At 58.2% G+C, this 22,530-nt stretch carries 27 protein-coding genes and 1 tRNA gene; 9 read left to right on the top strand and 19 right to left on the bottom strand.

The window, feature by feature from the left end; genetic code table 11:
• Nucleotides 1–4 precede the first annotated feature (4 nt).
• Genes sctS through sctU form a run of 3 tightly spaced genes read left to right on the top strand, consistent with a single transcriptional unit; the run spans nt 5 to nt 2,161 of the window.
• Complete coding sequence (sctS, locus tag BM416_RS19085) at nt 5–268, top strand: type III secretion system export apparatus subunit SctS (protein WP_092489044.1); 264 nt, start codon at nt 5–7, stop codon at nt 266–268.
• 10 nt (nt 269–278) lie between these two features.
• The gene (sctT, locus tag BM416_RS19080) at nt 279–1,067 is read left to right on the top strand and encodes a type III secretion system export apparatus subunit SctT (RefSeq protein ID WP_092489043.1); all 789 of its coding nucleotides are present in this window, start codon (nt 279–281) and stop codon (nt 1,065–1,067) included.
• Complete coding sequence (gene sctU, locus BM416_RS19075; RefSeq protein WP_092489042.1) at nt 1,064–2,161, top strand: type III secretion system export apparatus subunit SctU; 1,098 nt, start codon at nt 1,064–1,066, stop codon at nt 2,159–2,161. Before sctT ends, sctU begins: the two co-directional genes overlap by 4 nt.
• On the opposite strand, the gene BM416_RS19070 is transcribed toward sctU, so the two are convergent.
• From BM416_RS19070 to BM416_RS18985, 18 genes are all read right to left on the bottom strand, one after another.
• The gene (locus tag BM416_RS19070) at nt 2,162–2,512 is read right to left on the bottom strand and encodes a transcriptional regulator (protein WP_092489088.1); all 351 of its coding nucleotides are present in this window, start codon (nt 2,510–2,512) and stop codon (nt 2,162–2,164) included. It lies immediately after the preceding gene.
• Between the two features lie 11 nt (nt 2,513–2,523).
• Nucleotides 2,524–2,727, bottom strand: a complete 204-nt coding sequence (gene hrpT / locus BM416_RS19065; RefSeq protein ID WP_065924022.1) for an HrpT family type III secretion system protein — start codon at nt 2,725–2,727, stop codon at nt 2,524–2,526.
• The gene (gene sctC, locus BM416_RS19060) at nt 2,724–4,847 is read right to left on the bottom strand and encodes a type III secretion system outer membrane ring subunit SctC (protein WP_092489041.1); all 2,124 of its coding nucleotides are present in this window, start codon (nt 4,845–4,847) and stop codon (nt 2,724–2,726) included. Before sctC ends, hrpT begins: the two co-directional genes overlap by 4 nt.
• 14 nt (nt 4,848–4,861) lie before the next feature.
• Nucleotides 4,862–5,254 (bottom strand): type III secretion protein, encoded by a 393-nt coding sequence (locus tag BM416_RS19055; protein WP_092489040.1) that lies wholly within the window; start codon nt 5,252–5,254, stop codon nt 4,862–4,864.
• 1 nt (nt 5,255) lies between these two features.
• On the bottom strand, nt 5,256–5,474 hold the full coding sequence (locus BM416_RS19050) for a hypothetical protein (protein WP_092489039.1): 219 nt from the start codon (nt 5,472–5,474) through the stop codon (nt 5,256–5,258).
• Between the two features lie 84 nt (nt 5,475–5,558).
• Complete coding sequence (gene sctL / locus BM416_RS19045) at nt 5,559–6,152, bottom strand: type III secretion system stator protein SctL (RefSeq protein ID WP_092489038.1); 594 nt, start codon at nt 6,150–6,152, stop codon at nt 5,559–5,561.
• A gap of 11 nt (nt 6,153–6,163) precedes the next feature.
• Complete coding sequence (locus BM416_RS19040; RefSeq protein WP_092489087.1) at nt 6,164–6,712, bottom strand: type III secretion protein; 549 nt, start codon at nt 6,710–6,712, stop codon at nt 6,164–6,166.
• A gap of 13 nt (nt 6,713–6,725) precedes the next feature.
• Nucleotides 6,726–7,526 carry a type III secretion system inner membrane ring lipoprotein SctJ gene (gene sctJ, locus BM416_RS19035; RefSeq protein ID WP_065924027.1) on the bottom strand — a complete coding sequence of 267 codons (801 nt, stop codon included), beginning with the start codon at nt 7,524–7,526 and terminating at the stop codon, nt 6,726–6,728.
• A 5-nt stretch (nt 7,527–7,531) separates the two neighbouring features.
• On the bottom strand, nt 7,532–7,900 hold the full coding sequence (locus BM416_RS19030; RefSeq protein WP_092489037.1) for an EscI/YscI/HrpB family type III secretion system inner rod protein: 369 nt from the start codon (nt 7,898–7,900) through the stop codon (nt 7,532–7,534).
• A 541-nt stretch (nt 7,901–8,441) separates the two neighbouring features.
• Nucleotides 8,442–9,365 carry a sigma 54-interacting transcriptional regulator gene (locus BM416_RS19025; protein ID WP_092489036.1) on the bottom strand — a complete coding sequence of 308 codons (924 nt, stop codon included), beginning with the start codon at nt 9,363–9,365 and terminating at the stop codon, nt 8,442–8,444.
• A gap of 310 nt (nt 9,366–9,675) precedes the next feature.
• Nucleotides 9,676–10,776, bottom strand: coding sequence for a redox-regulated ATPase YchF (ychF, locus tag BM416_RS19020; RefSeq protein ID WP_027606890.1), 1,101 nt, complete (start codon nt 10,774–10,776; stop codon nt 9,676–9,678).
• A gap of 22 nt (nt 10,777–10,798) precedes the next feature.
• A complete protein-coding gene (gene pth / locus BM416_RS19015) occupies nt 10,799–11,383 on the bottom strand; it encodes an aminoacyl-tRNA hydrolase (protein WP_003208389.1) in 585 nt (194 codons plus the stop codon).
• 167 nt (nt 11,384–11,550) lie between these two features.
• On the bottom strand, nt 11,551–12,150 hold the full coding sequence (locus BM416_RS19010) for a 50S ribosomal protein L25/general stress protein Ctc (RefSeq protein WP_053131856.1): 600 nt from the start codon (nt 12,148–12,150) through the stop codon (nt 11,551–11,553).
• Between the two features lie 138 nt (nt 12,151–12,288).
• On the bottom strand, nt 12,289–13,230 hold the full coding sequence (locus tag BM416_RS19005; RefSeq protein WP_003171603.1) for a ribose-phosphate pyrophosphokinase: 942 nt from the start codon (nt 13,228–13,230) through the stop codon (nt 12,289–12,291).
• Nucleotides 13,231–13,276: 46 nt separating this feature from the next.
• A tRNA-Gln gene (locus BM416_RS19000) sits at nt 13,277–13,351 on the bottom strand.
• A 37-nt stretch (nt 13,352–13,388) separates the two neighbouring features.
• Complete coding sequence (ispE, locus tag BM416_RS18995) at nt 13,389–14,192, bottom strand: 4-(cytidine 5'-diphospho)-2-C-methyl-D-erythritol kinase (RefSeq protein ID WP_205885421.1); 804 nt, start codon at nt 14,190–14,192, stop codon at nt 13,389–13,391.
• Nucleotides 14,193–14,241: 49 nt separating this feature from the next.
• Complete coding sequence (lolB, locus tag BM416_RS18990) at nt 14,242–14,859, bottom strand: lipoprotein insertase outer membrane protein LolB (RefSeq protein WP_027606887.1); 618 nt, start codon at nt 14,857–14,859, stop codon at nt 14,242–14,244.
• 4 nt (nt 14,860–14,863) lie between these two features.
• The gene (locus BM416_RS18985) at nt 14,864–16,588 is read right to left on the bottom strand and encodes a tetratricopeptide repeat protein (RefSeq protein ID WP_092489034.1); all 1,725 of its coding nucleotides are present in this window, start codon (nt 16,586–16,588) and stop codon (nt 14,864–14,866) included.
• A gap of 182 nt (nt 16,589–16,770) precedes the next feature.
• On the opposite strand from BM416_RS18985, the gene hemA reads away from it, so the two are divergent.
• From hemA to BM416_RS18955, 6 genes are all read left to right on the top strand, one after another.
• Nucleotides 16,771–18,057 (top strand): glutamyl-tRNA reductase, encoded by a 1,287-nt coding sequence (gene hemA, locus BM416_RS18980; protein WP_053131843.1) that lies wholly within the window; start codon nt 16,771–16,773, stop codon nt 18,055–18,057.
• Nucleotides 18,054–19,136: a peptide chain release factor 1 gene (gene prfA / locus BM416_RS18975; RefSeq protein WP_027606884.1), complete on the top strand. Its 1,083-nt coding sequence runs from the start codon at nt 18,054–18,056 to the stop codon at nt 19,134–19,136. Before hemA ends, prfA begins: the two co-directional genes overlap by 4 nt.
• Nucleotides 19,137–19,967 carry a peptide chain release factor N(5)-glutamine methyltransferase gene (gene prmC / locus BM416_RS18970; protein WP_092489033.1) on the top strand — a complete coding sequence of 277 codons (831 nt, stop codon included), beginning with the start codon at nt 19,137–19,139 and terminating at the stop codon, nt 19,965–19,967.
• Nucleotides 19,961–20,716 (top strand): molybdopterin-synthase adenylyltransferase MoeB, encoded by a 756-nt coding sequence (locus tag BM416_RS18965; RefSeq protein WP_092489032.1) that lies wholly within the window; start codon nt 19,961–19,963, stop codon nt 20,714–20,716. Before prmC ends, BM416_RS18965 begins: the two co-directional genes overlap by 7 nt.
• Nucleotides 20,709–21,503 (top strand): glutamate racemase, encoded by a 795-nt coding sequence (murI, locus tag BM416_RS18960; RefSeq protein WP_092489031.1) that lies wholly within the window; start codon nt 20,709–20,711, stop codon nt 21,501–21,503. The genes BM416_RS18965 and murI overlap by 8 nt, the downstream gene beginning before the upstream one ends.
• Nucleotides 21,504–21,605: 102 nt before the next feature.
• The gene (locus tag BM416_RS18955) at nt 21,606–22,124 is read left to right on the top strand and encodes an acyloxyacyl hydrolase (RefSeq protein ID WP_027606880.1); all 519 of its coding nucleotides are present in this window, start codon (nt 21,606–21,608) and stop codon (nt 22,122–22,124) included.
• A 75-nt stretch (nt 22,125–22,199) separates the two neighbouring features.
• On the opposite strand, the gene BM416_RS18950 is transcribed toward BM416_RS18955, so the two are convergent.
• Nucleotides 22,200–22,505, bottom strand: coding sequence for a YkgJ family cysteine cluster protein (locus tag BM416_RS18950; protein WP_027606879.1), 306 nt, complete (start codon nt 22,503–22,505; stop codon nt 22,200–22,202).
• Between the last annotated feature and the right edge of the window lie 25 nt (nt 22,506–22,530).

Below are 22,530 nucleotides of genomic sequence, written 5' to 3'. Positions count from 1 at the left end.
GCGTATGGACCCGATTGTGCTGTTCAAGCAGGGCATGTTGCTGGTGGTGGTGCTGTCGGCACCGCCATTGATTGTGGCGGTGGTGGTGGGGGTGATGGTGTCTCTGGTGCAAGCATTGATGCAGATACAGGACCAGACGCTGCCTTTTGGCATCAAGCTGGTGGCGGTAGGGGTTACGTTGATCCTGACGGGGCGCTGGATTGGCGTGGAGTTGATCCAACTGATCAACTTGACCTTCGAGATGATTGGCCGCTCGGCCCGGAACTGAGGCCTCGCCCGTGTTGGCTTATCTTGATTTCCTTCCCAGTCTGATGATCGGCATGGCGCGAATCTACCCGTGCGGAATACTCGTGGCGGCGTTCTGTTTCCAGCATATACGCGGCATGCTCCGGCACATCCTTGTGATGGTCATGGCGCTGATGCCCGCGCCGGGTATTCATGCTGCGTTGACGGAGCAGGATTACTCAGCGTTTGTGCTCGCTGCATTGGCGCTCAAGGAGTTGGCGCTGGGAGTGTTGCTGGGGATGTTGCTTGCGATGCCGTTCTGGCTGTTCGAGTCGGTGGGGGCTTTGCTCGATAACCAGCGCGGAGCCTTGGCCGGTGGTCAGCTCAATCCTTCACTGGGGCCGGATGCGACGCCGATAGGGCATTTGTTCAAGCAATTGGCGATTTTTCTATTGATGGTCACCCTGGGGTTAGGCGCGTTGACTCAGGTGATCTGGGACAGTTACCTGATTTGGCCACCCACCGTATGGTTCCCACTCCCGGCGGCTGATGGCATGAGCGTATTTGTCGGCCTGCTGGGCGATACCTTCACCCATATGATGCTCTACGCTGCTCCCTTTATCGCGGTGCTGCTGTTGCTGGAGTTCGGCATCGCACTGCTGGGGGTCTACAGTCAGCAGCTACAGGTGAGTACGCTGGCGCCACCGGTCAAGTGCCTGGCGGGGATCGGTATTCTGCTGTTGTATTTTGCGCTGCTGCAGGACTTGATCGTGGGGAGTATGAGCCAGCTGAGTGACCTGAAGCACTCGCTGGGCCTTTTATTCAAGGCTCCGATGCCATGAGTGACTCGGGGGAAAAAAAGCACCCGGCGTCAGCCAAGAAGCTGCGTGACCAGCGCCAGAAAGGCCAGGTCGCTCAAAGTCAGGATGTGGCCAAGTTGATGGTGCTGGCGGCCATCAGCGAGATCGCCTTGTTCACCGCCGATACCAGCTTGCAACGTTTCCAGCAATTGATGGTGTTGCCGATCTCACGCCTGGACCAGCCCTTTGTACGGGCGTTGGAAGAAGTGCTGATTGAAGGCCTGGTGGTGTTCTTCTCATTCGGCCTGCTGATGGCCGGTGTGGCGATTGCTATGAAGCTGATCGCCAGTTGGATGCAGTTCGGATTGCTGTTTGCACCCGAGGCACTGAAGCTCGATTTCAATCGCCTCAACCCGATCAGCCAATTTAAACAATTCTTTTCTGCCCAGTCGCTGATGAATCTGTTGATGAGCATCGCCAAGGCGTTTCTTTTGGGGCTGATCGTATTCCTGGTGGTCTGGCCCTCTCTTGGGACGTTGATCAACCTGGCCAACAGCGATCTGCAAAGTTACCTCCTGGCATTGATCGCCCTGTTCCGCTATCTGCTGCATGCCTGTCTTGCATTGTTACTGGTACTGGCGGTTATCGATTTCACCTTGCAGAAGTACTTCTTCGCCAAGCGCATGCGCATGACCCAGGTCGAGGTCGTCAAAGAGTACAAGGATATGGAAGGCGACCCGCATGTGAAGGGCCAGCGCCGCGCGCTGGCGCAGCAATTGGCCCAGGAGGAACCGAAGGTCAAGCTGCCCAAGCTGGAGGAAGCCGACATGCTGGTAGTCAACCCGACCCACTTTGCTGTTGCCCTGTATTACCGCCCGGGCAAGACGCCGCTTCCGCTGCTGATCAGCAAAGGTACGGATGCCGTCGCCCGCCAGTTGATTGCGCAGGCGAAGGCCGCCGAGGTGCCGGTCATCCAATGCGTATGGCTGGCTCGCTTGCTCTATACCAAAGCGTTGGGAGCAAGCATTCCCCGCGAATCCTTGCAGGCTGTGGCACTGATCTATCGCACCTTGCGTGAGCTTGATGATGAAGCCAAGCGCGAAACGCTGGAATTGCCTGAGTTGGAACGTCGCTGATCAGCAGGTGGCGCGTGTGTCCAGGGCTTGGAGATTGGCCAGGGAAAGCATCCGGCTGAGGATTCCGTCGAGCGCATCGTTTGCAGCCGGCAGCGCGTGCCAGATTACCAAGGCATCCTGCGCGTCCAGGTAGATAAAACAACCATCGAACACCACGGCAAGCTCAAAGCGCCGCTCCAATACCTGCTGCAACTGCCCAGCCTGTAATGCTGAACGAGCGACGTGCAAGGCCATGCCCGGGCGTTTGCCGGCGTGCAGTGCACACGCTTTGATACCGGGAGCGAGCATCAGGTGAGCGGCAGCGCCACTCACCAGATTGTCCAGAAATACCTGGCGTTGATTGTCGGGCATTTCCTGGCGGCTCATCGTTCCAGCGAGATAGTCTGGTAATCCGCACGTTCCCCGGCGGGACCAGGCTCGGCACGCATCTGCGGTGGCCACCAGATCACCATCTTGTCCTTGCTCGATTGTGGGCGTGAGCAGGAGTCGCCCTTGCAGGTGGGCGTGCAGCCGGCGACAAGCAGTGCCGTTGCGATCAGGGTGACGCACAATAAGCGGTGTTTCATGGCGTGGCCTTCTGAGCAGGAGTAATCAAGGAGGGGCGGGGCACGCTGAGGTGTTCGTCCTTCACCACCGGGCGCATGGCGATAAACACCTCGGCTTCTTCACCCGGCTTGAGCCAGGCGCGCGGCCACACGCTGACGGCCAGGGTCTGCGAGTTGCTGCATTCCTTTTCGTCGATACGCACGTGGCGTTTGACCTGGTTGCGCAGGACCACTACCGCTACGTTGTAGTCCGGTGCCGCATACCATTGGCTGCGTTCGGTGTTCAGCGCGAGCAAGTCGCGGGTGCTGCACAAACTGTCCAGCCCCAGGGGCATTGGTGCCGCCTTGAAGGCCTTGGGCACTTTCCCGCTAACCATGTGCGCCAGGGTACTGATGATGTCGCTGCGCTTGATTACCGGCTGGTGAGGGCTGTAGCGCCGCGCCAACGGTGCGAGGGCTGCCTGCAATTCGACCTGGTCGGCCTGGGGCAGGTAGCGCGACGGATCGGCCTGGTCACCGATGACGCGCGGCGTGAGGATGAACAGGCGTTCACGTCGATTGTTCTGCCGTTCTGTCGAGGAAAACAGCGCCTTGCCCAGTAGCGGGATATCACCCAATAGGGGGACTTTGTTGCGCTTGTCGCTGCTTTCGGTGACGTGGAAACCACCGACCACCAGTGAGCGCTTTTCCGCCATGACGGCCTGGGTGCTGACCTTGCCTCGGCGTACATCGAGGTTGCCGGGAGTGGGGTTGGTTTCGTTGAAATTGCCATCTTCGATATCCACCGCCAAATGGATCTGGTGGCTGCCACGGCTGGTGATGACACGGGGGACCACCTGGAAGCTGGTGCCCACGGTGACCGGTAAAATGGTTGCATTCTCCCGGCCGGGGGTCAGGTACTGGGTGCGGTTGAAGTCGATGACCGCCGGTTGGTTTTCCAGGGTGAGCACCGAGGGGTTGGAGACCATGCTTGCCAGCCCCTTGGCTTCCAGCGCGCGTATATCTGCGTAGAAGCGCTCACGGTTCTCAATCGACACCTGCGAAGAGGTGCCCGGTGCCATATTGACGCCGCCACGGAATCGGCTGTTCTGAAACCCCCAGTTCACCCCGAACTCTCGCAATTGCGTGCGCTCGATATCGAGAATGATCGCGTCGATTTCCACCAGTTTGCGCGCGACATCGAGTTGAGTGATCAACTCTCGATACATGCCCTGCCGCTCAGGCAGGTCATAGATCAGCACAGTGTTATTGCGTACATCGGCTTCGACGCGAACCCTGCTGGGTGAGACCGGGGCTCGCGAGGTGAGTGTCGGGAGCGGATCCAACGGCCCGGTGTTAACGTTTGTACCCAGCATCTGCCCCAGTAAGGGGTTGCTCAATCGGGGAATGTTCGGTACGAGCGGCGCAGGCTGTGACGGGGAGGGTTGGTTCAGACTGTTGAGGGTCGAATTGGAACGCGGCTCCAGCAATCCACGCAGAATGCTGGCCACCCCCGGAATAGTGAGCTTCTCGCCGCGGTAATCCACTTGACGATCCGTCGCATTGGCGAATTTAAGCGGGAAACTCAGCACGCTCTGCTTTTCATCCGGAGAGCGGCGCTGGGTACTGAACTGTTTGATCTGCTCGATATAGCGTCGAGGGCCCGAAACCAGTACCACGCCGTCCTCGGGTAACTCGCCCCAACCGAAACGGCTATCGAGCAGGCCAATATCGGTGAGCGCTTGCTTAAGGTCGGCAATGGTCTCGGAAGAAACCTCCAGGCGCGCCGAGTCTTGCTGGTCCAGCGTGCTGATATAGAGGGTGTTGTTGTACAGGTACCATTGGAAACGGTGTTCTACCCCCAGCCGGTCGAGCATCGACTGCGGGGTATTGGCGCGAATCTTGCCGTTTACGTTGCCTTCCAGCAGGCCCTCGATATGTAGTTGTGTCCCAAAGGTCTGGGCGAAATCCTCCAGCACTTCCCGGAGGGGCTTATGTTCAGCTTCATAAGCGTAGGCGGTGTTTTTCCACTCGGGGGGGATGGCCGCCAGTGTGTTCCCTGCTGGAATCAGCAGCCAGGAAAGCAGGATAGCGTTACGCCAGGGAAATCCCTTGGGCGAAGCACGGCGTAAGCGACTGTGCTCGTGGTTCTTGTTATGCATTGCCGGTTCTCTGGTTAGTACGACAGTGAGCGTAGTGAGGTGGGTTTGAGGTTTTGGGGGGGGCGAGCAAGGCGCACGACTGTGGCGCGCCAGGTGTCGCGTTGGTTCAGCAGGGCTTCAAGGTAGCCGAGTACGTATGCCTCTCCCTGCCCACCTGGCAGTTTCTGGATCAACCACAGCTCACCGCTGTCCGCTTTTTGAGCCAGTGCGCCATGGAAGTGATTCAGGCTGGCAGCGCCCAGGCACATCCAGCGCTGCAAGGTGGCGGTGTCTGGGCGAGTCAAGGTCAGTTGAACACTCAGCACCAAAGCGTCTCCCTGACGATTCAGCATGATTTCGTCATCGCCCTCAAACAAACGGAGTTGTTCTTTGCCGCTGATTAACCAATCACGGACTAACGCTTGCATATTATTGGAAACTTTCAAAAGTGCTTTTGAGCAACATATGCGAAACACGCGTATGTTCCAGATATGCCATCTGGGACACGGTGCTCTTTACTGCAAGCTCATAAAATAACTTTGCATCAGCCTGCTCTTGAGATGTGAGGGCCCAGTGCTGTTTATAAAGTCTGTGGGCATTTTTGGCGTTTTTAGAAAGCTCCTCTGGAAGATTGTTGAAAATACTCATTAGTTACCCTCTTTATTATGTGGAGGTGCATGGGTTAATAAGATTTTGTCAAGGCTCGTTGTCGGTAATGCAAAGCGGATGCAATTAAATGTCTATCCGGTAGTCTCTCCCATGATTGAAAAAGGCATCGAGCATTGAATTCCAGCTGATACGGAAATCACCCTCGTCGGTTTTCAATACAAGTGTCTGAGCAGGGATTGTTTCGTCGTGGTGAAGCTTCCAGAGCGTGGCTTTGTGATGGGCGAGATACTGTTTTACCTCCTCAAAGTCTTGGGGGTGACAGAGAAGAGCCGCGTCGATCTCCTGAATCTGGTCCGCCAGCAATTGCTTCAGCAGGGCTGACAGCCGCTGAGGGGCTACCGTTTCGCCAAGCAGGCGTCTAATTGCTTGGTTGGTGATCGATGTTGCGTACTCCTCCAGGTTGTCACACATCGCTTGACGGTCACGTTCCCAGCGTTTGAATTGGGCGTCTGCACGTTGCCAGACATCCAGGGACGCCTTTTCCAGCAGAAGTTCGCACTGTCTCTCTGTCTGGTTTATCAGTTCATCGGCCTGTGCCTTGGCGTGGCTGATGAGCTGGTTGGCGTGCTCCCAGTTTGCAAGCTCCTCCCGGGGGATCAGGCAACGTGACAATCCCGAAGCATCCCTGGGCAATTCAACGGTGTATCGACATAACATCTCTGTTTTCCTTACGCGTTCGAGTCAAGGGACAGAGGGGCATTTGCCGATGTCGTCACGCGCCAGACTACGGCTTGCCAGAGCGTGTTCAGTCGGCTGCTTGAGTTTTCGAGTGAGATATTACTTTTCTCAACCGCACATACGCGGTTCCGGGGGAACCGCAATCGAAGGCGCTGCCACGTATCGGGTTCTATCCAGCTGGAAAGCAATTGCAGCGGATCAGCATCGGGCGACAGCATGGTAGGGGGCAGCGCCTTGGACAAACGCATGCACCACAGATGCTGACTTTCGCTCAACGGCGGCGCGGCCTCGGGATTGAACGTGCCGTGAACCAGTGTCAGCGCCAGGTTCAGTTGCTCCGTGGATGCGAGGGCCAGGCGAAGTACGGTGGGGTGGGGGGCCGGAGGCAAGCACGCGGCAATGCCTGTGAGACCATCCGGGGCGGAACGTCTGCTGTGATAAAGCACGCTAATTGAAGTGTACTTGTCACCTCTCCAGTCCTCGTGAGCGTGCTCCCAGGGAAACGCCCACCATTCAGCCCAGGCCAGGCGTTCACTCATTGAATGATCGAATCTAGGCGTCATGAGCTGGGCCAATCGGTTCCTGCGCTACTTGCGGCCCTCGCAGAAGAGGCTGACGTCGATTGAGCAGGAACAGTGTACCGGCCACGGATGACAACACGCCGAGAAGTGCCGCGATAACGCTACCTCGCCAAAAACCGAGATCATCGCTGGGCACCAGGAACGGGCCGAAATAAACCAGCCGTTGCTGCTCCTGATAAGTGGCAGCAGGCACAAAGATCACGCTGAGTTTCTGCAGGTTATCCACGGCTGTGGTCATGCCTGGAATGCTGCTCGCTACCATCCTGCGAACGCGTGCGCGGATATTATCGGGGTCCAGGCGTGGGTCATGCTTAATGAAGACTGATGCGGATGCAGGCTGGACCGGTTCCCCTGGCGCGATGCGTTCCGGCAATACCACGTGTACCCGGGCAATAATCACCCCGTCAATGTTGGACAAGGTGGCTTCTAGCTCTTGGGACAAGGCATAGATGTAGCGTGCCCGTTCTTCCAGTGGGGTAGAAATAACCCCTTCCTTGCGAAAGGTATCGCCCAGCGTCGTCCGCGCCATTCTAGGTAGCCCTGCGGCTTCCAATGTACGTACGGCGCGTCCAATATCGGTGGCGTTGACCGCCACGACGACACCGTCTTTGGCCGGGATTTTTTGGGCGCGAATATGTTTATCTGCCAATTCCGCGACCACCTCATTGGCTTCTTGCTCAGAAAGTTGCCGATGAAGTTCAACGCGGTCGCTGCAACCGTTTAACGTGCATACAAGAATAAAAAGCAGGGCGGCGGGCAGGGATTTAATCATGTTCACTATTGCATGTTACAGATTTTGTCGATGCATTGGCTTGTCTTGCCAAGGCTCTTTACTAACAGTTGGGTAGTGAGCGCCACATTAGAGAGTTCGCGCGGGTACTCTCTGAATTTTTCAGAGTCCATGCCTTTACTTGATGATTTCAGCGCCCGCGCGAGGCGGATTTTTTTATTTTCGATATAACTTGAATGCTCCGCCAGCATGGCTAATACAGCAGGGGGGGCGACGGCAGGCGTGCTGGCTTTCGAGCCTTCGAGCATTGACGCGAAGAAACTTACATCCGTGCTGGATATTGAGTTTTTCTGTGTAACATCAATGCCTCCGCGACGCTTATTCAGCGTTGAAAAATCAAATGCTTCTATCTGCATGTAGGGCCTGCGGTATGGGGGGCTGAAGCAGGTTGGTGATAATGGCGAATGCCGCATTTGCGATTTAAGCTCATATGGTACCTCCCCGGCTAATGAGCCAAGGAGGTGGTCCTGTTAGGCGCGGATTTCTTTAGCCGCGGCATACAAGCCTGCCTTCCTCCTTCCCTCCATAGTCTTTTCGAAAGTTTCTTTTGCGACTGCATCTGCGAGATCAGAGGCTCCCTCAGCAGCACCACCACCTCTAGCTCCCTGATTGGCACCATCGAGCAAAGGGGGGGTGTATTTGTTTGAATCGTACAAATTACTAGCGGATATACCAGCCATAATAAGACTCCGATCTTGATGTTTTGAACGTTGATTCACTTGTCATGAGTCAAGCTTCGTGGATGTCTGGAACTTTTTGTAACTTGAACCAGGCTGTGAGTAGGTGGCTCATGGGGCTAAACCGTTCCAAATAGGTTTGTGGCTATTTGTTTCTATATATGTGGTTTTTGAGTTGGATGGATGGAATTTACTGAATATTTAACAGTTCCCTTTGTCTTCAGGACAGTGGAATGTCCAATTTCTTCATCCTGTAGTACAGCGTGCGTTTTGCCATACCCAATTCAACCGCCACGGTATCCACGCAATACAGGTGGCGGTGCAGCGACTCTTCAATCAAGGCTTTTTCAATGTGCTGCAGGCGTGTCTTAAGGCTCACCTGGGCATCCTGCAGCTCGCTCACCGAGGTTGAAAACGGTGGCAGGCCCAGCACGAACCTCTTGGCCGTAGAACGTAACTCCCGAACATTACCCTGCCAGGTGTGGCACAGCAGTTGTTGCAGCAGCCCGTCGGTGGGCGGCGGGGCAGTGCGTTTGAACCGGTGGGCTTCCTGCTGAATCATCTCCAGGAACAGCGGGATGATGTGCTCTCGCCGATCACGCAAGGCTGGAAGCTGGATGTTGACGACATTCAGACGGAAGTACAGGTCGCGCCTGAAGGTTCCGAGTTCGACCATCTGGTGGAGCGATTGTTGGGCAGACGCGATCACACGCATGTCCACCGGGATGAAGCGGGTTGAGCCCAGGCGCTCCACCCCCCGCGACTCCAGCGCGCGCAGCAGTTTGGCTTGCAGGTTCAACGGCATGCTATCGATCTCATCGAGGTACAGGGTGCCGAGATGGGCTGCCTCGATAAAACCGGCACGGGACTGGATGGCGCCGGTATAGGCACCGCTGTTGACGCCGAACAATTGGCTTTCGGCGAGGCTATCAGGAATAGCCGCACAATTGACCGCGACAAAATTGCCCCGCCGTGTCGATAGGCGGTGAACCCGCTGCGCCAGGGTATCTTTGCCAGTGCCGGTTTCTCCCAGCAACAGTATGTCTATATTGAGGGGGGCCGTGCTGCTCAGTGTGTTTTCAATATCCGTGTCTTCGAAGAGTGAAGTATCTTTTTCATTTTCTCCAAGGGTGGAGACCGACATCGAAGAGTTCTTCATTATCGCTCGACTTCAGTGTTGAGAGGACAGTCTATGCTCGTCAATCAGGAATGAGGGTATAGAACTTATACTGGGATATTGACGTAAGTGTGGGCCGGAATAATGTAGGAAAATCCCGGCATTATTGAGGTTAAATTGTGCAACTGCCTGGCTGCATTAAAGGCGGGGGGGTAAGTAGGGGAAGTCTGGTAGTGAAGTGTGAACGATGCTTGTCCTATGTTAGGAAGTTTCACCCCAAAAAAAGCCGATGCAGTGCATCGGCTTTTTTATTTGTCGTAGACTTCGCAGGTAGCGTTTACACGTTAAAGCGGAAGTGCATCACATCGCCATCTTTAACAATGTATTCCTTACCTTCCAAACGCCATTTACCCGCTTCCTTGGCACCGGCCTCACCCTTGAACTGGATAAAGTCGTTGTAGGCGATCACTTCAGCGCGGATAAAGCCTTTTTCAAAGTCGGTGTGGATCACACCGGCAGCCTGTGGCGCAGTGGCGCCGACTTTTACGGTCCAGGCGCGGACTTCTTCGACACCGGCGGTGAAGTAGGTCTGCAGGTTGAGCATTTCGTAGCCGGCGCGGATCACGCGGTTCAGGCCAGGTTCTTCCAGGCCCAGGGCCTCAAGGAACATGTCTTTCTCTTCGCCGTCATCCAGCTCGGCGATTTCCGCTTCGATCTTGTTGCACACCGGCACCACGATAGCGCCTTCTTCGTCGGCAATAGCCTTGACCACGTCGAGCAAAGGGTTGTTCTCGAAGCCGTCTTCAGCGACGTTGGCGATGTACATCACAGGCTTGGTGGTCAGCAGGTGGAAACCCTTGACCACGGCCTTCTCGTCAGCGCCCATGGTCTTCATCAGGCTGCGTGCCGGCTTGCCCAGGGTGAAGTGCGCGATCAACTGTTCCAGCAGGCCTTTCTGGACCACTGCGTCCTTGTCGCCGCCTTTGGCGTTGCGCGCGACTTTCTGCAGTTGCTTCTCGCAGCTGTCGAGGTCGGCGAAGATCAGTTCCAGGTCGATGATCTCGATGTCGCGTTTCGGGTCGACGCTGTTGGAGACGTGAATCACGTTCTCGTCTTCAAAGCAGCGGACCACATGGGCGATGGCATCGGTTTCACGGATGTTGGCCAGGAACTTGTTGCCCAGGCCTTCACCTTTCGACGCGCCGGCTACCAGGCCTGCGATGTCGACGAACTCCATGGTGGTCGGCAGGATGCGCTTGGGATTGACGATGGCCGCCAGTGCGTCCAGGCGCGGATCGGGCATCGGCACGATGCCGCTGTTGGGTTCGATGGTGCAGAAGGGGAAGTTCTCCGCCGCAATACCGGACTTGGTCAAAGCGTTGAACAAGGTGGATTTGCCGACGTTGGGCAGGCCGACGATGCCGCAATTGAATCCCATGGTGTTTCCCCTCGGAAAAAAGTCAGGCCTTCTGGCTGTGCAGGTTTTTCATCGCGCGGTTCCATTCACCGGCGAAGATATCCGGCAGCACGCCGAGGGCAAAGTCGATGCTGGCATCGAGTTTTTCCTGTTCGGCGCGTGGCGCACGACCCAGGACGAAATTTGAAACCATACTGGCGACGCCTGGGTGGCCAATGCCGAGCCGCAGGCGGTAAAAAGTATTCTGATTGCCCAACTGCGCGATGATGTCGCGCAGGCCATTGTGCCCACCATGCCCGCCGCCTTGCTTGAGCTTGGCAACGCCGGGTGGCAGGTCCAGTTCGTCATGGGCCACCAGGATTTCCTCGGGTTTGATCCGGAAGAAGCCCGCAAGCGCCGCGACAGCCTGGCCGCTGCGGTTCATGTAGGTGGTGGGAATCAACAGGCGAACATCCTGACCCTGATGCGAGAAGCGTCCGGTCAGGCCAAAATATTTGCGATCGGCCACCAGGTTTACACCTTGTGCGTGGGCGATGCGCTCAACAAAAAGGGCCCCCGCGTTATGCCGGGTCTGTTCGTATTCGGCGCCTGGATTTCCCAGGCCAACGATCAGTTTAATGGCAGTCACGACAGGGGCCCTTCCTTTGGAGTTGTGGATAACATCGCCTGACCTGAGTGCGGCGAAAGTGGACGACAGGAGCTAACTTATCCAGAGATAAACTTCGCGTTATCGCCCGCTTTCTCGCTACGTTTCGGTCCGCGATGTTTCCTCAAGCTCCGGCAATACAGAGTGAATTACTCTGCAGCGCCTTCTTCAGCTTCTGGAGCAACGCGTGGAGCGTGTACGTTTGCAACAGCTTTGTCATCACCGTGAGCCAGTGCAACGAACTCAACGCCTTTAGGGGCCTTGAGGTCGGACAGGTGAACGATGTCGCCGATTTCCAGAGCCGACAGGTCGACTTCGATGAACTCAGGCAGGTCTTTCGGCAGGCAGGTCACTTCGATTTCAGCAACAACGTGCGAGACTTCGCCGCCTTTCTTGACCGGAGCTTCTTCACCCACGAAGTGCACAGGTACGATAGCGGTCAGTTTCTGACCTGCTACGACGCGTACGAAGTCAGCGTGCAGCACGTGGCCTTTAGCTGGGTGACGTTGCAGGGCCTTGATGATGACGTTCTGCTTTTTGCCACCAACGTTCAGCTCGATGATATGGCTGTAGGCCGCATCGTTTTCGAGCAGTTTGGCAACTTCTTTAGCCAGCATGCTGATGGATTCAGGGGCTTTGTCGCCACCGTAAACTACAGCTGGAACCAGGCTTGCGAGACGACGCAGGCGGCGGCTCGCACCTTTCCCCAGGTCGGAACGCACTTCAGCATTCAGAGTAAAATCGTTCATGTTGTATCTCCAAAATAACCACATTCGCCCCAGCGTTTGCGACCAGCGCTAAAGGCGATATGGGCAAAAAAGCCCCGCCCCAACAATATGCTGGGGCGGGGCGCTTTTCGTCAGTGAGGTGTTCCGAAGGTTTGACCCTTAGCGGAACATCGCGCTGATCGATTCTTCATTGCTGATGCGGCGAACCGCTTCGGCAACTACCGGTGCGATATCCAGTTGACGGATACGCGCACAGGCTTGAGCAGCGGCGGACAACGGGATGGTGTTGGTCACCACCAGTTCGTCCAGCACGGAGTTCTCGATGTTCTCGATCGCTCGGCCCGACAGCACAGGGTGTGTGCAGTAGGCGAAGACTTTAGCTGCACCGTGCTCTTTCAAGGCTTTGGCCGCGTGGCACAGGGTGCCGGCGGTGTCGACCATGTCATCAACCAGAATACAGGTACGCCCTTCGACATCACCGATGATATGCATCACTTCAGAGTGATTGGCTTTCTCGCGGCGTTTGTCGATGATCCCGAGGTCCACACCCAGGGATTTGGCAACAGCCCGTGCACGCACGACGCCACCAATGTCCGGGGATACGATCATCAGGTTTTCAAAGCGCTGGTCTTCGATGTCATCCACCAATACGGGGGAGCCGTAGATGTTATCTACCGGAATATCGAAGAACCCCTGGATTTGGTCAGCGTGCAGGTCAACCGTGAGCACACGGTCGATACCTACCACGGTCAGCATGTCAGCAACGACTTTCGCGCTGATAGCCACACGTGCGGAACGCGGACGGCGATCCTGGCGGGCATAACCAAAGTAAGGGATTACAGCTGTGATTCGAGTCGCTGAGGAGCGGCGGAAGGCATCAGCCATCACGACGAGTTCCATCAGGTTATCGTTGGTCGGAGCGCAGGTCGGCTGGATAATGAAGACGTCTTTACCGCGGACGTTTTCATTGATCTCGGCTGTAATTTCGCCGTCGGAGAATTTACCGACAGAGATGTCACCGAGAGGGATATGCAGCTGACGTACGACACGTCGAGCCAGATCGGGGTTGGCGTTCCCCGTAAAGACCATCATCTTGGACACGCGCAGTACCTAGAGGCTGAGGGTAACCTGGATGAGTATTAGAAAATGGCAGGGGCGGCTGGATTCGAACCAACGCATGGCAGGATCAAAACCTGCTGCCTTACCGCTTGGCGACGCCCCTGTATCTGTTGCAACGAGTACCCAGTACTCGATTCCTTTTAGAGCAGACTTTGCAGCTTGCGATGCAACATCGAAACGTTGCTTCCCTTTGCTACAAACCCTGTAAGGGTCTCTGTAAGAAGGGCCGAGACTTTATCAGCTTCAGCTTTGCTTGGGAAGCCCCCAAACACACAACTTCCAGTTCCGGTTAATTTTGCTTCGGTAAATTTACCTAACAAATTCAAAGCGTTACGTACCTCTGGATAACGCCTTGCTACAACCGGTAAGCAGTCATTTCGACTGTTTCCCTTGGGAACGGGGCGCACTTTAATGGGAGGAGAGTTACGTGTCAACAGCGGATCTGAAAAAATTTCTGCTGTACTTACAGATACTTGCGGGACAAGCACGACATACCACGGCTCTTCGGGGTATTCCGGGGTGAGTTTTTCCCCCACACCCTCAGCAAAAGCGGCGTGTCCACGCACGAAAACCGGGACGTCGGCGCCCAGCGTGAGGCCCAGCGCAGCCAGGCGATCATGGTCCCAGCCCAGTTGCCACAGATGGTTCAGACCCAGCAGTGTGGTCGCGGCATTCGAGCTGCCGCCACCGATTCCGCCACCCATGGGCAAAATCTTATCGATCCATATATCGATGCCCTGGGAACAGCCGGACTGCTCCTGGAGTTTTTTCGCGGCCCTCACGATCAGGTTGCTGTCGTGGGGCACGCCTTCGAATTCAGTGTGCAACTGGATCACGCCATCGTCGCGCAGGGCGAAGGTGAGCTCATCGCCGTAGTCGAGAAATTGAAACAGCGTCTGCAACTCGTGATAGCCGTCTTCACGGCGACCGAGGATGTGCAGCATCAGATTGAGTTTGGCCGGCGAGGGCAGGGTCAGTCTTTCTACGGCCACGTTATTGCCCCAACTTGCGCGGTTGCCAGTCCTTGATCACCAGCGTGACGTCAAGGTCGGTGCCATGCAGCTTGATGCGCTCTGGCAGCCAATAACCGCCCTGTTCCACGTAGCTGAGGTACTCGACCTGCCAGCCATCCTGTTCCAGCGTGGCCAGGCGACTGTCACCGTTGAGGCTCAGGCGGCTCTTGCTGTCCGGCGCGGGCAAGCCGCGGACCCACCACACCAGGTGCGAGACAGGCAGTTTCCAGCCAATCTGCTCTTCCAGCAGCGCTTCGGGCGAGGTGGCCTCGTAGCGACCCTGGTTGGCGACTTCGAGGCTGACTTGTCCCGGGCGACCGGTCAGGCGCGCGGCGCCACGCCCCAAGGGGCCGGACAAGCGAATGTCGTAGTAATCCTGGCGTTGCAGCCAGAACAAGGTGCCGCTGCCGGAATCTTTCGGTGCGCGGACCCCGACTTTGCCTTCGATCTGCCAGCCGTCGATGCTGCCGAGCTGATCCTTGTGCTGCTTCCATTGCGCCGGGTTGCCCTGGCCCTCAACGGATTCGCGGGCACCGAAGCCCGCGCAACCGGCGAGCAGGGCGATGAAGCTGAAAACGATAACGTGGCGCAAGAACATAAGCTTAAAGGGTCTCGGATCCGGTCAGGCGCTTGATGGTGCCGCGCAGGATGGGGCTTTCGGGTTGTTCCTTGAGGAATTTTTCCCAGATCTGGCGGGCTTCGCGCTGCTTGCCATTGGCCCACAGCACCTCGCCCAGGTGTGCAGCGACTTCCTGGTCGGGGAAGCGCTCCAGGGCCTGGCGCAGCAAGCGTTCGGCTTCGTCGAGGTTGCCCAGGCGATAGTTCACCCAACCCAGGCTGTCGAGTACCGCCGGGTCTTCCGGGTTGAGCTTGTGCGCCTGCTCGATCAATGCCTTGGCTTCGTCGTAGCGCGTGGTGCGGTCGGACAAGGTGTAGCCCAGGGCATTCAGGGCCATGGCGTTGTCCGGGTCGCGCTTGATGATCAGGCGCAGGTCTTTTTCCATCTGCGCCAGGTCATTGCGTTTTTCCGCCTGCATGGCGCGGGTATACAGCAGGTTCAAATCGTCGGGGAATTGCAGCAAGGCCTGTTGCAGCACCTTCCAGGCGCGCTCGCCCTGATTATTGGCTGACAAGGTCTCGGCCTGGATCAGGTAAAGCTGGATCGCGTAGTCCGGTTCGGCATCCCGCGCAGCGGCCAGGCGTTTTTCTGCCTCATCGGTACGCCCGTTGCTCATCAGGATGTCGGCCTGGCGCAGTTGGGCCGGCAGGTAGTCGTTGCCTGGGCCGACCTGTGCGTATTCGAGCAGGGCGGCCTGTGGGTCGCTGCGCTCTTCAGCGATGCGACCCAGGTTCAGGTGCGCCGAGTCGACATGGCTTTCGCGCTCGATCAGCTCTTCCAGGTAACCCTTGGCCTCGTCCCAGGCCTTGGCTTCCAGGCACACCAGCGCCAGGGAGTAACGCAGTTCATCGTCATCGGGGTATTGCTGGAGCAGGTTGGCGAACTGCACTTTAGCGTCCTCCATGCGGTCCTGCTCCACCAGCGTGCGCGCGTAAGTCAGGCGCAGGCGCTTGTCGTCCGGGTATTTCTTGATGCTTTTTTCCAGCAGTGGAATCGCTTCCTTGCCGCGGTTGAGGTTCTGCAGCAGGCGCGCGCGCAGCAGAATCGGCGCGATCTCGCCGTCTTCCGGCGGGTTCTGTTCCAGCAGCTTCAGTGCGGCTTCGGCTTCATCATCCTGTTGCAGCAGCAGGGCCTTGCCGAATATCAGTTGACTGTTCTTCGGGTGTTTTTGCAGCAGGCGGTCGAAACTCTTCATCAGGCCATTGCGGGTGTCCTGGTCGGTGTCGGCAGCCGACAGCGCGAGGAAGTCGAAATGGGTGTCGCCCTTGCCTTGCAGGACTTTCTCCATATAGACCATGGAGTCGTCATAACGCCCGGCCCGCGCCAATTGAATGGCGGCTGCCCGCTGGGCTTCCAGATCGTCCGGCGCGTTCTTTGCCCAGATCAGCGAAGTATCCAGCGCGGCCTGATCGGCCCCGAGGTACTCGGCAATGCGGAACGCCCGCTCGGAAATTCCCGGATCCTGGGTGTTGATGGCCTGGGTCACGTAGTTATCCAGCGCAATATCGAAGCGATTGCGCTGGCCGGCCAGTTCCGCACTGAGCAGGCTGAACACCGTTTCTTCACTGAACGAGGAATAAACCTTGGGCTTTTCAGGGGCGGGTGTGCTGTCTTCCACCGGCGGTGTACCGTCCGGCGACACGGGTGCCATGGCCTGGCAGCCGCTGAGGAAGACAAAAGCAAGGAGCAACGCGGAAGATCTATTCATATAGGAAGAGGACGACTAACCTGCGGTCGGATCATCATGACACAAGCCTTCGGCCAAACATAACCGAGTCTCAGTTGATGCCTTTATAGACACAAGGCATTAGGACAATAGACGACGGTGGTTGTTCTGAATCTTTCGAAGTAGGACAATTGTCGGCTTCCCGACATCATCAGCGATATTGAATGGCCTTCCTCGCACTCGGTATTAACCACAAGACTGCTTCCGTAGACGTGCGCGAGCGCGTGGCGTTTACGCCAGAGCAGTTGGTTGAGGCCTTGCAGCAGCTCTGCCGTCTCACCGACAGCCGCGAAGCTGCGATCCTTTCGACCTGCAATCGCAGTGAGCTTTATATAGAGCAGGAACATCTCTCGGCGGATGTGGTACTGCGCTGGCTGGCCGATTATCACCATTTGAGCCTCGAAGACCTGCGCGCGAGCGCCTATGTGCACGAAGACGATGCGGCAGTTCGTCACATGATGCGCGTGGCATCCGGCCTCGATTCGCTGGTGTTGGGCGAGCCGCAGATCCTGGGCCAGATGAAATCCGCCTACGCCGTGGCGCGCGAGGCCGGCACCGTCGGTCCGCTGCTGGGCCGTCTGTTCCAGGCCACCTTCAATTCCGCCAAGCAGGTGCGCACCGACACCGCCATCGGTGAAAACCCGGTGTCCGTGGCGTTTGCCGCCGTCAGCCTGGCCAAGCAGATTTTCAGCGACCTGCAGCGCAGCCAGGCGCTGTTGATCGGCGCCGGTGAGACCATCACCCTGGTTGCCCGCCACCTGCATGACCTGGGCGTGAAGCGTATCGTGGTCGCCAACCGTACCCTGGAGCGCGCCAGCATTCTCGCCGAGCAGTTCGGCGCCCATGCGGTGCTGCTGTCGGACATCCCGGCCGAACTGGTGCGCAGCGATATCGTCATCAGCTCCACCGCCAGCCAGCTACCGATCCTCGGCAAGGGCGCGGTGGAAAGCGCACTGAAACTGCGCAAGCACAAGCCGATCTTCATGGTCGACATTGCCGTTCCCCGGGATATCGAGCCCGAAGTCGGCGAGTTGGACGACGTTTACCTCTACAGCGTCGACGATCTCCATGAAGTGGTCGCCGAAAACCTCAAGAGTCGCCAGGGCGCTGCCCAGGCGGCTGAAGAGATGGTCAGCGTCGGTGCCGAAGAGTTCATGGTGCGCCTGCGTGAGCTGGCGGCGGTGGACGTGCTCAAGGCGTATCGTCAGCAGGGCGAACGCCTGCGTGATGAAGAGTTGATCAAGGCCCAGCGCCTGCTCGCCAACGGCAGCAGTGCCGAGGAAGTGCTGATGCAACTGGCCCGCGGCCTGACCAACAAGTTGCTGCATGCGCCCAGCGTACAATTAAAAAAACTGACTGCCGAAGGCCGCCTCGATGCGCTGGCCATGGCCCAGGAACTCTTTGCCCTCGGTGAGGGCGCGCCCAGCTCTTCGGATAAAAAATCGCAATGAAAGCGTCACTGCTCAATAAACTGGACGTGCTCCAGGACCGTTTCGAAGAACTGACCGCCTTGCTCGGCGACGGCGAAGTCATTTCCGATCAAACCAAGTTCCGCGCCTATTCCAAGGAATACGCCGAAGTTGAGCCCATTGTGGCCACGTACAAAAATCTCACCAAAGTGCAGGCCGACCTTGAAGGCGCCCAGGCGTTGCTCAAGGACAGCGACCCGGATATGCGTGAAATGGCCGTGGAAGAAGTCCGCGAGGCCAAGGAAAAGTTGGCCGAGTTGGAAGGCGACCTGCAGCGCATGCTGCTGCCCAAGGACCCCAACGACGGGCGCAATGTGTTCCTTGAAATCCGTGCCGGTACCGGCGGTGATGAAGCGGCGATTTTCTCCGGCGACCTGTTCCGCATGTATTCGCGTTATGCCGAGCGTCGCGGTTGGCGGGTCGAGATCCTGTCCGAGAACGAAGGTGAGCACGGCGGCTATAAAGAAGTCATCGCGCGGGTCGAAGGCGACAATGTCTATGGCAAGCTGAAGTTCGAGTCCGGTGCCCATCGTGTGCAGCGGGTTCCCGCGACGGAATCCCAAGGTCGCATCCACACCTCGGCCTGCACCGTGGCCGTGTTGCCCGAGCCGGACGAGCAGGAAGCCATCGAGATCAACCCGGCCGACCTGCGGGTCGATACCTACCGCTCGTCGGGCGCCGGTGGCCAGCACGTCAACAAGACGGATTCGGCGATTCGTATCACCCACTTGCCGTCGGGCATCGTGGTGGAGTGCCAGGAAGAACGTTCCCAGCATAAGAACCGTGCACGGGCCATGTCCTGGCTCTCGGCCAAGCTCAATGACCAGCAGACCAGCGCTGCCGCCAACGCGATTGCCAGCGAGCGCAAATTGCTGGTGGGCTCGGGCGACCGCTCCGAGCGCATCCGTACCTACAACTTTGCCCAGGGCCGGGTCACCGACCACCGGGTCAACCTCACCCTTTACTCCCTGGACGAGATTCTCGCCGGTGGCGTGGATGCGGTGATCGAGCCATTGCTCGCCGAATACCAGGCCGATCAGCTGGCGGCGATAGGTGAATAAATGACCATTATCGCCAGCCTGTTGCGCGCCGCCGACCTGCCCGACTCGCCCACGGCGCGCCTGGATGCCGAGTTATTGCTGGCGGCGGCCTTGGGCAAGTCCCGCAGCTACCTGCACACCTGGCCGGAAAAAATCGTCAGCAGCGAACACGCCCTGGTGTTTGCCGGCTACCTGCAACGCCGCCGCGCCGGCGAGCCGGTGGCCTATATCCTCGGTCAGCAAGGTTTCTGGAAGCTGGACCTGGAGGTCGCGCCCCACACGCTGATCCCGCGTCCGGACACCGAACTGCTGGTAGAAGCGGCCCTGGAATTGTTACCGGCCACACCGGTCAAGGTCCTCGACCTCGGCACCGGCAGCGGCGCCATCGCCCTGGCCCTGGCCAGCGAGCGTCCGGCCTGGCACGTCACGGCCGTCGACCGCGTGCTGGAAGCCGTGGCGCTGGCCGAACGCAATCGCCAGCGTCTGCACCTCCATAACGCCACGGTGCTCAACAGCCATTGGTTCAGCGCCCTGGCAGGCCACGCCTACGACCTGATCATCAGCAACCCGCCCTACATCGCCGCCAACGATCCGCACCTGGTGGCGGGCGATGTGCGTTTCGAGCCGGCCAGCGCCTTGGTGGCGGGCCATGATGGCCTGGATGACCTGCGGTTGATCATCGCCCAGGCCCCGGCCCATCTGAACGCGGCGGGTTGGCTGCTGCTGGAGCACGGTTACGACCAGGCTGGCGCGGTGCGCGACCTGTTGCTGAGCCAAGGCTTCGAGCAGGTGCACAGCCGCATCGACCTTGGCGGTCACGAACGTATCTCCCTGGGACGCCGGCCGTGCTGACCGATCAGGAGCTGTTGCGCTACAGCCGACAGATTCTGTTGCAGCATGTCGATATCGACGGCCAATTGCGCCTGAAAAACGGCCGTGCGTTGATCGTCGGCCTCGGTGGCCTGGGTGCCCCGGTGGCGATGTACCTGGCCGCCGCGGGGGTTGGTGAATTGCACCTGGCGGATTTCGACACCGTCGATCTCACCAATCTGCAACGCCAGATCATCCATGACACCGACAGCGTCGGGCAGGCCAAGGTCGATTCGGCCATGCGCCGCCTGAGCGCCCTCAACCCCGAAATCACATTGGTCGCCCACCCCATCGCGCTGGATGTCGATACCTTGGCGGCGGCGGTGGCGGGTGTGGACGTAGTGCTCGATTGCAGCGACAACTTCTCCACCCGCGAGGCCGTCAATGCCGCCTGCGTGGCGGCGGCCAGGCCATTGATCAGCGGCGCGGCGATTCGCCTTGAAGGGCAACTGTCGGTGTTCGATCCACGTCGTGCCGAAAGCCCCTGCTATCACTGTTTATACGGGCACGGCAGCGACACTGAACTGACCTGCAGCGAAGCGGGCGTGGTAGGCCCACTGGTGGGCCTGGTCGGTAGCCTGCAAGCCCTGGAGGCCCTGAAACTGCTGGCGGGTTTCGGCGAGCCGCTGGTAGGTCGCTTGTTGCTGATCGATGCGTTGACCACACGTTTTCGCGAACTGCGGGTCAAGCGTGATCCCGCTTGCAGTGTCTGCGGGACGCAACATGGGTAAGGACGCGCCAATCGGTGTGTTCGATTCCGGCGTCGGCGGCTTGTCGGTGCTGGCTGAGATTCAGCAATTGCTGCCCCATGAGTCCCTGTTGTACGTGGCCGATTGCGGGCATATCCCCTACGGCGAGAAAACCCCGGCGTTCATTCTTGAGCGTTCGCGGTCTGTCGCCGAATTTTTCCGCGAGCAGGGCGCCAAGGCTTTTGTGATCGCCTGCAACACCGCAACCGTGGCGGCCGTCGCGGATTTGCGCCAGGACTACCCCGATTGGCCCCTGGTGGGCATGGAGCCTGCGGTCAAACCCGCCGCGGCGGCCACGCGCAGTGGCGTGGTCGGGGTGCTCGCCACTACCGGTACCCTGCAAAGCGCCAAGTTCGCCGCGTTGCTCGATCGGTTTGCCACCGATGTGCGGGTGATCACCCAGCCGTGCCCGGGCCTGGTGGAGCTGATTGAGACCGGTGATCTGGACAGCCCGGCCCTACGTCAGTTGTTGCAGGGCTATATCGATCCGCTGCTCAGCGCCGGCTGTGACACCATCATCCTCGGCTGTACCCACTATCCCTTCCTCAAGCCGCTGCTGGCGCAGATGCTGCCCGCCAGCATCATCCTCATCGACACCGGCGCTGCTGTCGCGCGTCAGCTCATGCGTTTGCTCGGCGAACGCGACCTGCTGGCCCTCGGCGATCCTGAGCCTGCACAGTTCTGGACCAGTGGCGATGTGTATCACCTAAGAAATATCCTACCGACACTATGGAAACATTCTGCAGTTGTGCGAAGCTTCGGGTCGTGAAAATTTCGTGAAATGTCGCTGAACTTCTGAGTGTGCGTCAGCTTCTATAGCGAGATGGCCTGTAAAAAATCATACAACTTCGTTTTCAAAGGACTGTTTCTTATGAAGCGCTTGTTCTGTTTGGCCGCGATTGCGGCCGTAGTGGTGGGACACTCTGTTTCGGCCCAGGCTGCAGGCCTGGAGTTTGGGGTGGGCAGCACCAGCGATTCGACGTTGACCTATCGACTGGGCCTGACCTCGGATTGGGATAAAAGCTGGATGCAGAGTGACGTCGGTCGCCTGACCGGCTATTGGAGCGGCGCCTATACCTACTGGGAGGGTGATGACCGTGCAGGCGCCAGCAGCCTGTCGTTCTCGCCGGTATTTGTGTATGAGTTTGCCGGCCAGTCGGTCAAGCCCTACATCGAAGCCGGGATTGGCGTGGCAGTGTTTTCCCGTACCAAGCTGGAAGACAACAACATCGGCCAGGCTTTCCAGTTCGAAGACCGCCTGGGCTTTGGCCTGCGCTTCACCGGTGGGCATGAAGTCGGCATTCGCGCCACGCATTACTCCAATGCCGGGATCAGCAGCAATAACGATGGTGTAGAAAGCTACTCGCTGCACTACACCATGCCGCTGTAATTCCCAGGAACGCTGCAAGACAGTGTGGGAGGGGGCAAGCCCCCTCCCACATTTTGATCGTCATCAGCCTTCAGATCAGCGGTATGCCGTGGCGATGCCTTCGCGTTCGGTCAGGCACTCCGGTGCACCCATCTCGAACTCCCTACAGATCAGCGGCCGACGCTCGTAGATCGTGCACATCATCGTGTCCCGATCCAGTGCCGCGCACCAGCCGTCGTCCAGGCGCAGCATCACTTCACCGCCCCAATCGTCAGTGTCGATATAGCGCTCCGGCACGCCGGTGTCGGTGATCAGCATCACTTCCAGCTGGCAGCAGCAGGCCGCGCAGGTCGAGCAGGTGACGGCGGGTTCGGTGATTTGAATGTGGGGGATGTTGGTCATAGGCGCGCAGTGTAAGGCAAGCGGG

Source organism: Pseudomonas sp. NFACC42-2 (genome assembly GCF_900116055.1).
Taxonomy (GTDB): Bacteria; Pseudomonadota; Gammaproteobacteria; order Pseudomonadales; family Pseudomonadaceae; genus Aquipseudomonas; species Aquipseudomonas marginalis.
This window is presented reverse-complemented; position numbering and strand designations above follow the sequence as displayed.

Excerpts from the sequence above, each read along its gene's own strand:
- lolB (WP_027606887.1), bottom strand. The coding sequence starts at position 14,859 with ATGTTCTTGCGCCACGTTATCGTTTTCAGCTTCATCGCCCTGCTCGCC.
- sctS (WP_092489044.1), top strand. The coding sequence starts at position 5 with ATGGACCCGATTGTGCTGTTCAAGCAGGGCATGTTGCTGGTGGTGGTG.
- BM416_RS19055 (WP_092489040.1), bottom strand. The coding sequence starts at position 5,254 with ATGCAAGCGTTAGTCCGTGATTGGTTAATCAGCGGCAAAGAACAACTC.
- BM416_RS18985 (WP_092489034.1), bottom strand. The coding sequence starts at position 16,588 with ATGAATAGATCTTCCGCGTTGCTCCTTGCTTTTGTCTTCCTCAGCGGC.
- BM416_RS19040 (WP_092489087.1), bottom strand. The coding sequence starts at position 6,712 with ATGAGTGAACGCCTGGCCTGGGCTGAATGGTGGGCGTTTCCCTGGGAG.
- sctL (WP_092489038.1), bottom strand. The coding sequence starts at position 6,152 with ATGTTATGTCGATACACCGTTGAATTGCCCAGGGATGCTTCGGGATTG.
- BM416_RS19010 (WP_053131856.1), bottom strand. The coding sequence starts at position 12,150 with ATGAACGATTTTACTCTGAATGCTGAAGTGCGTTCCGACCTGGGGAAA.
- hemA (WP_053131843.1), top strand. The coding sequence starts at position 16,771 with ATGGCCTTCCTCGCACTCGGTATTAACCACAAGACTGCTTCCGTAGAC.
- BM416_RS19030 (WP_092489037.1), bottom strand. The coding sequence starts at position 7,900 with ATGCAGATAGAAGCATTTGATTTTTCAACGCTGAATAAGCGTCGCGGA.
- murI (WP_092489031.1), top strand. The coding sequence starts at position 20,709 with ATGGGTAAGGACGCGCCAATCGGTGTGTTCGATTCCGGCGTCGGCGGC.
- hrpT (WP_065924022.1), bottom strand. The coding sequence starts at position 2,727 with ATGAAACACCGCTTATTGTGCGTCACCCTGATCGCAACGGCACTGCTT.
- prmC (WP_092489033.1), top strand. The coding sequence starts at position 19,137 with ATGACCATTATCGCCAGCCTGTTGCGCGCCGCCGACCTGCCCGACTCG.
- prfA (WP_027606884.1), top strand. The coding sequence starts at position 18,054 with ATGAAAGCGTCACTGCTCAATAAACTGGACGTGCTCCAGGACCGTTTC.
- sctC (WP_092489041.1), bottom strand. The coding sequence starts at position 4,847 with ATGCATAACAAGAACCACGAGCACAGTCGCTTACGCCGTGCTTCGCCC.
- BM416_RS18955 (WP_027606880.1), top strand. The coding sequence starts at position 21,606 with ATGAAGCGCTTGTTCTGTTTGGCCGCGATTGCGGCCGTAGTGGTGGGA.
- sctJ (WP_065924027.1), bottom strand. The coding sequence starts at position 7,526 with ATGATTAAATCCCTGCCCGCCGCCCTGCTTTTTATTCTTGTATGCACG.
- ychF (WP_027606890.1), bottom strand. The coding sequence starts at position 10,776 with ATGGGATTCAATTGCGGCATCGTCGGCCTGCCCAACGTCGGCAAATCC.
- sctU (WP_092489042.1), top strand. The coding sequence starts at position 1,064 with ATGAGTGACTCGGGGGAAAAAAAGCACCCGGCGTCAGCCAAGAAGCTG.
- ispE (WP_205885421.1), bottom strand. The coding sequence starts at position 14,192 with ATGCTGCACATCCTCGGTCGCCGTGAAGACGGCTATCACGAGTTGCAG.
- BM416_RS19070 (WP_092489088.1), bottom strand. The coding sequence starts at position 2,512 with ATGCCCGACAATCAACGCCAGGTATTTCTGGACAATCTGGTGAGTGGC.
- BM416_RS19050 (WP_092489039.1), bottom strand. The coding sequence starts at position 5,474 with ATGAGTATTTTCAACAATCTTCCAGAGGAGCTTTCTAAAAACGCCAAA.
- BM416_RS19025 (WP_092489036.1), bottom strand. The coding sequence starts at position 9,365 with ATGTCGGTCTCCACCCTTGGAGAAAATGAAAAAGATACTTCACTCTTC.
- BM416_RS18950 (WP_027606879.1), bottom strand. The coding sequence starts at position 22,505 with ATGACCAACATCCCCCACATTCAAATCACCGAACCCGCCGTCACCTGC.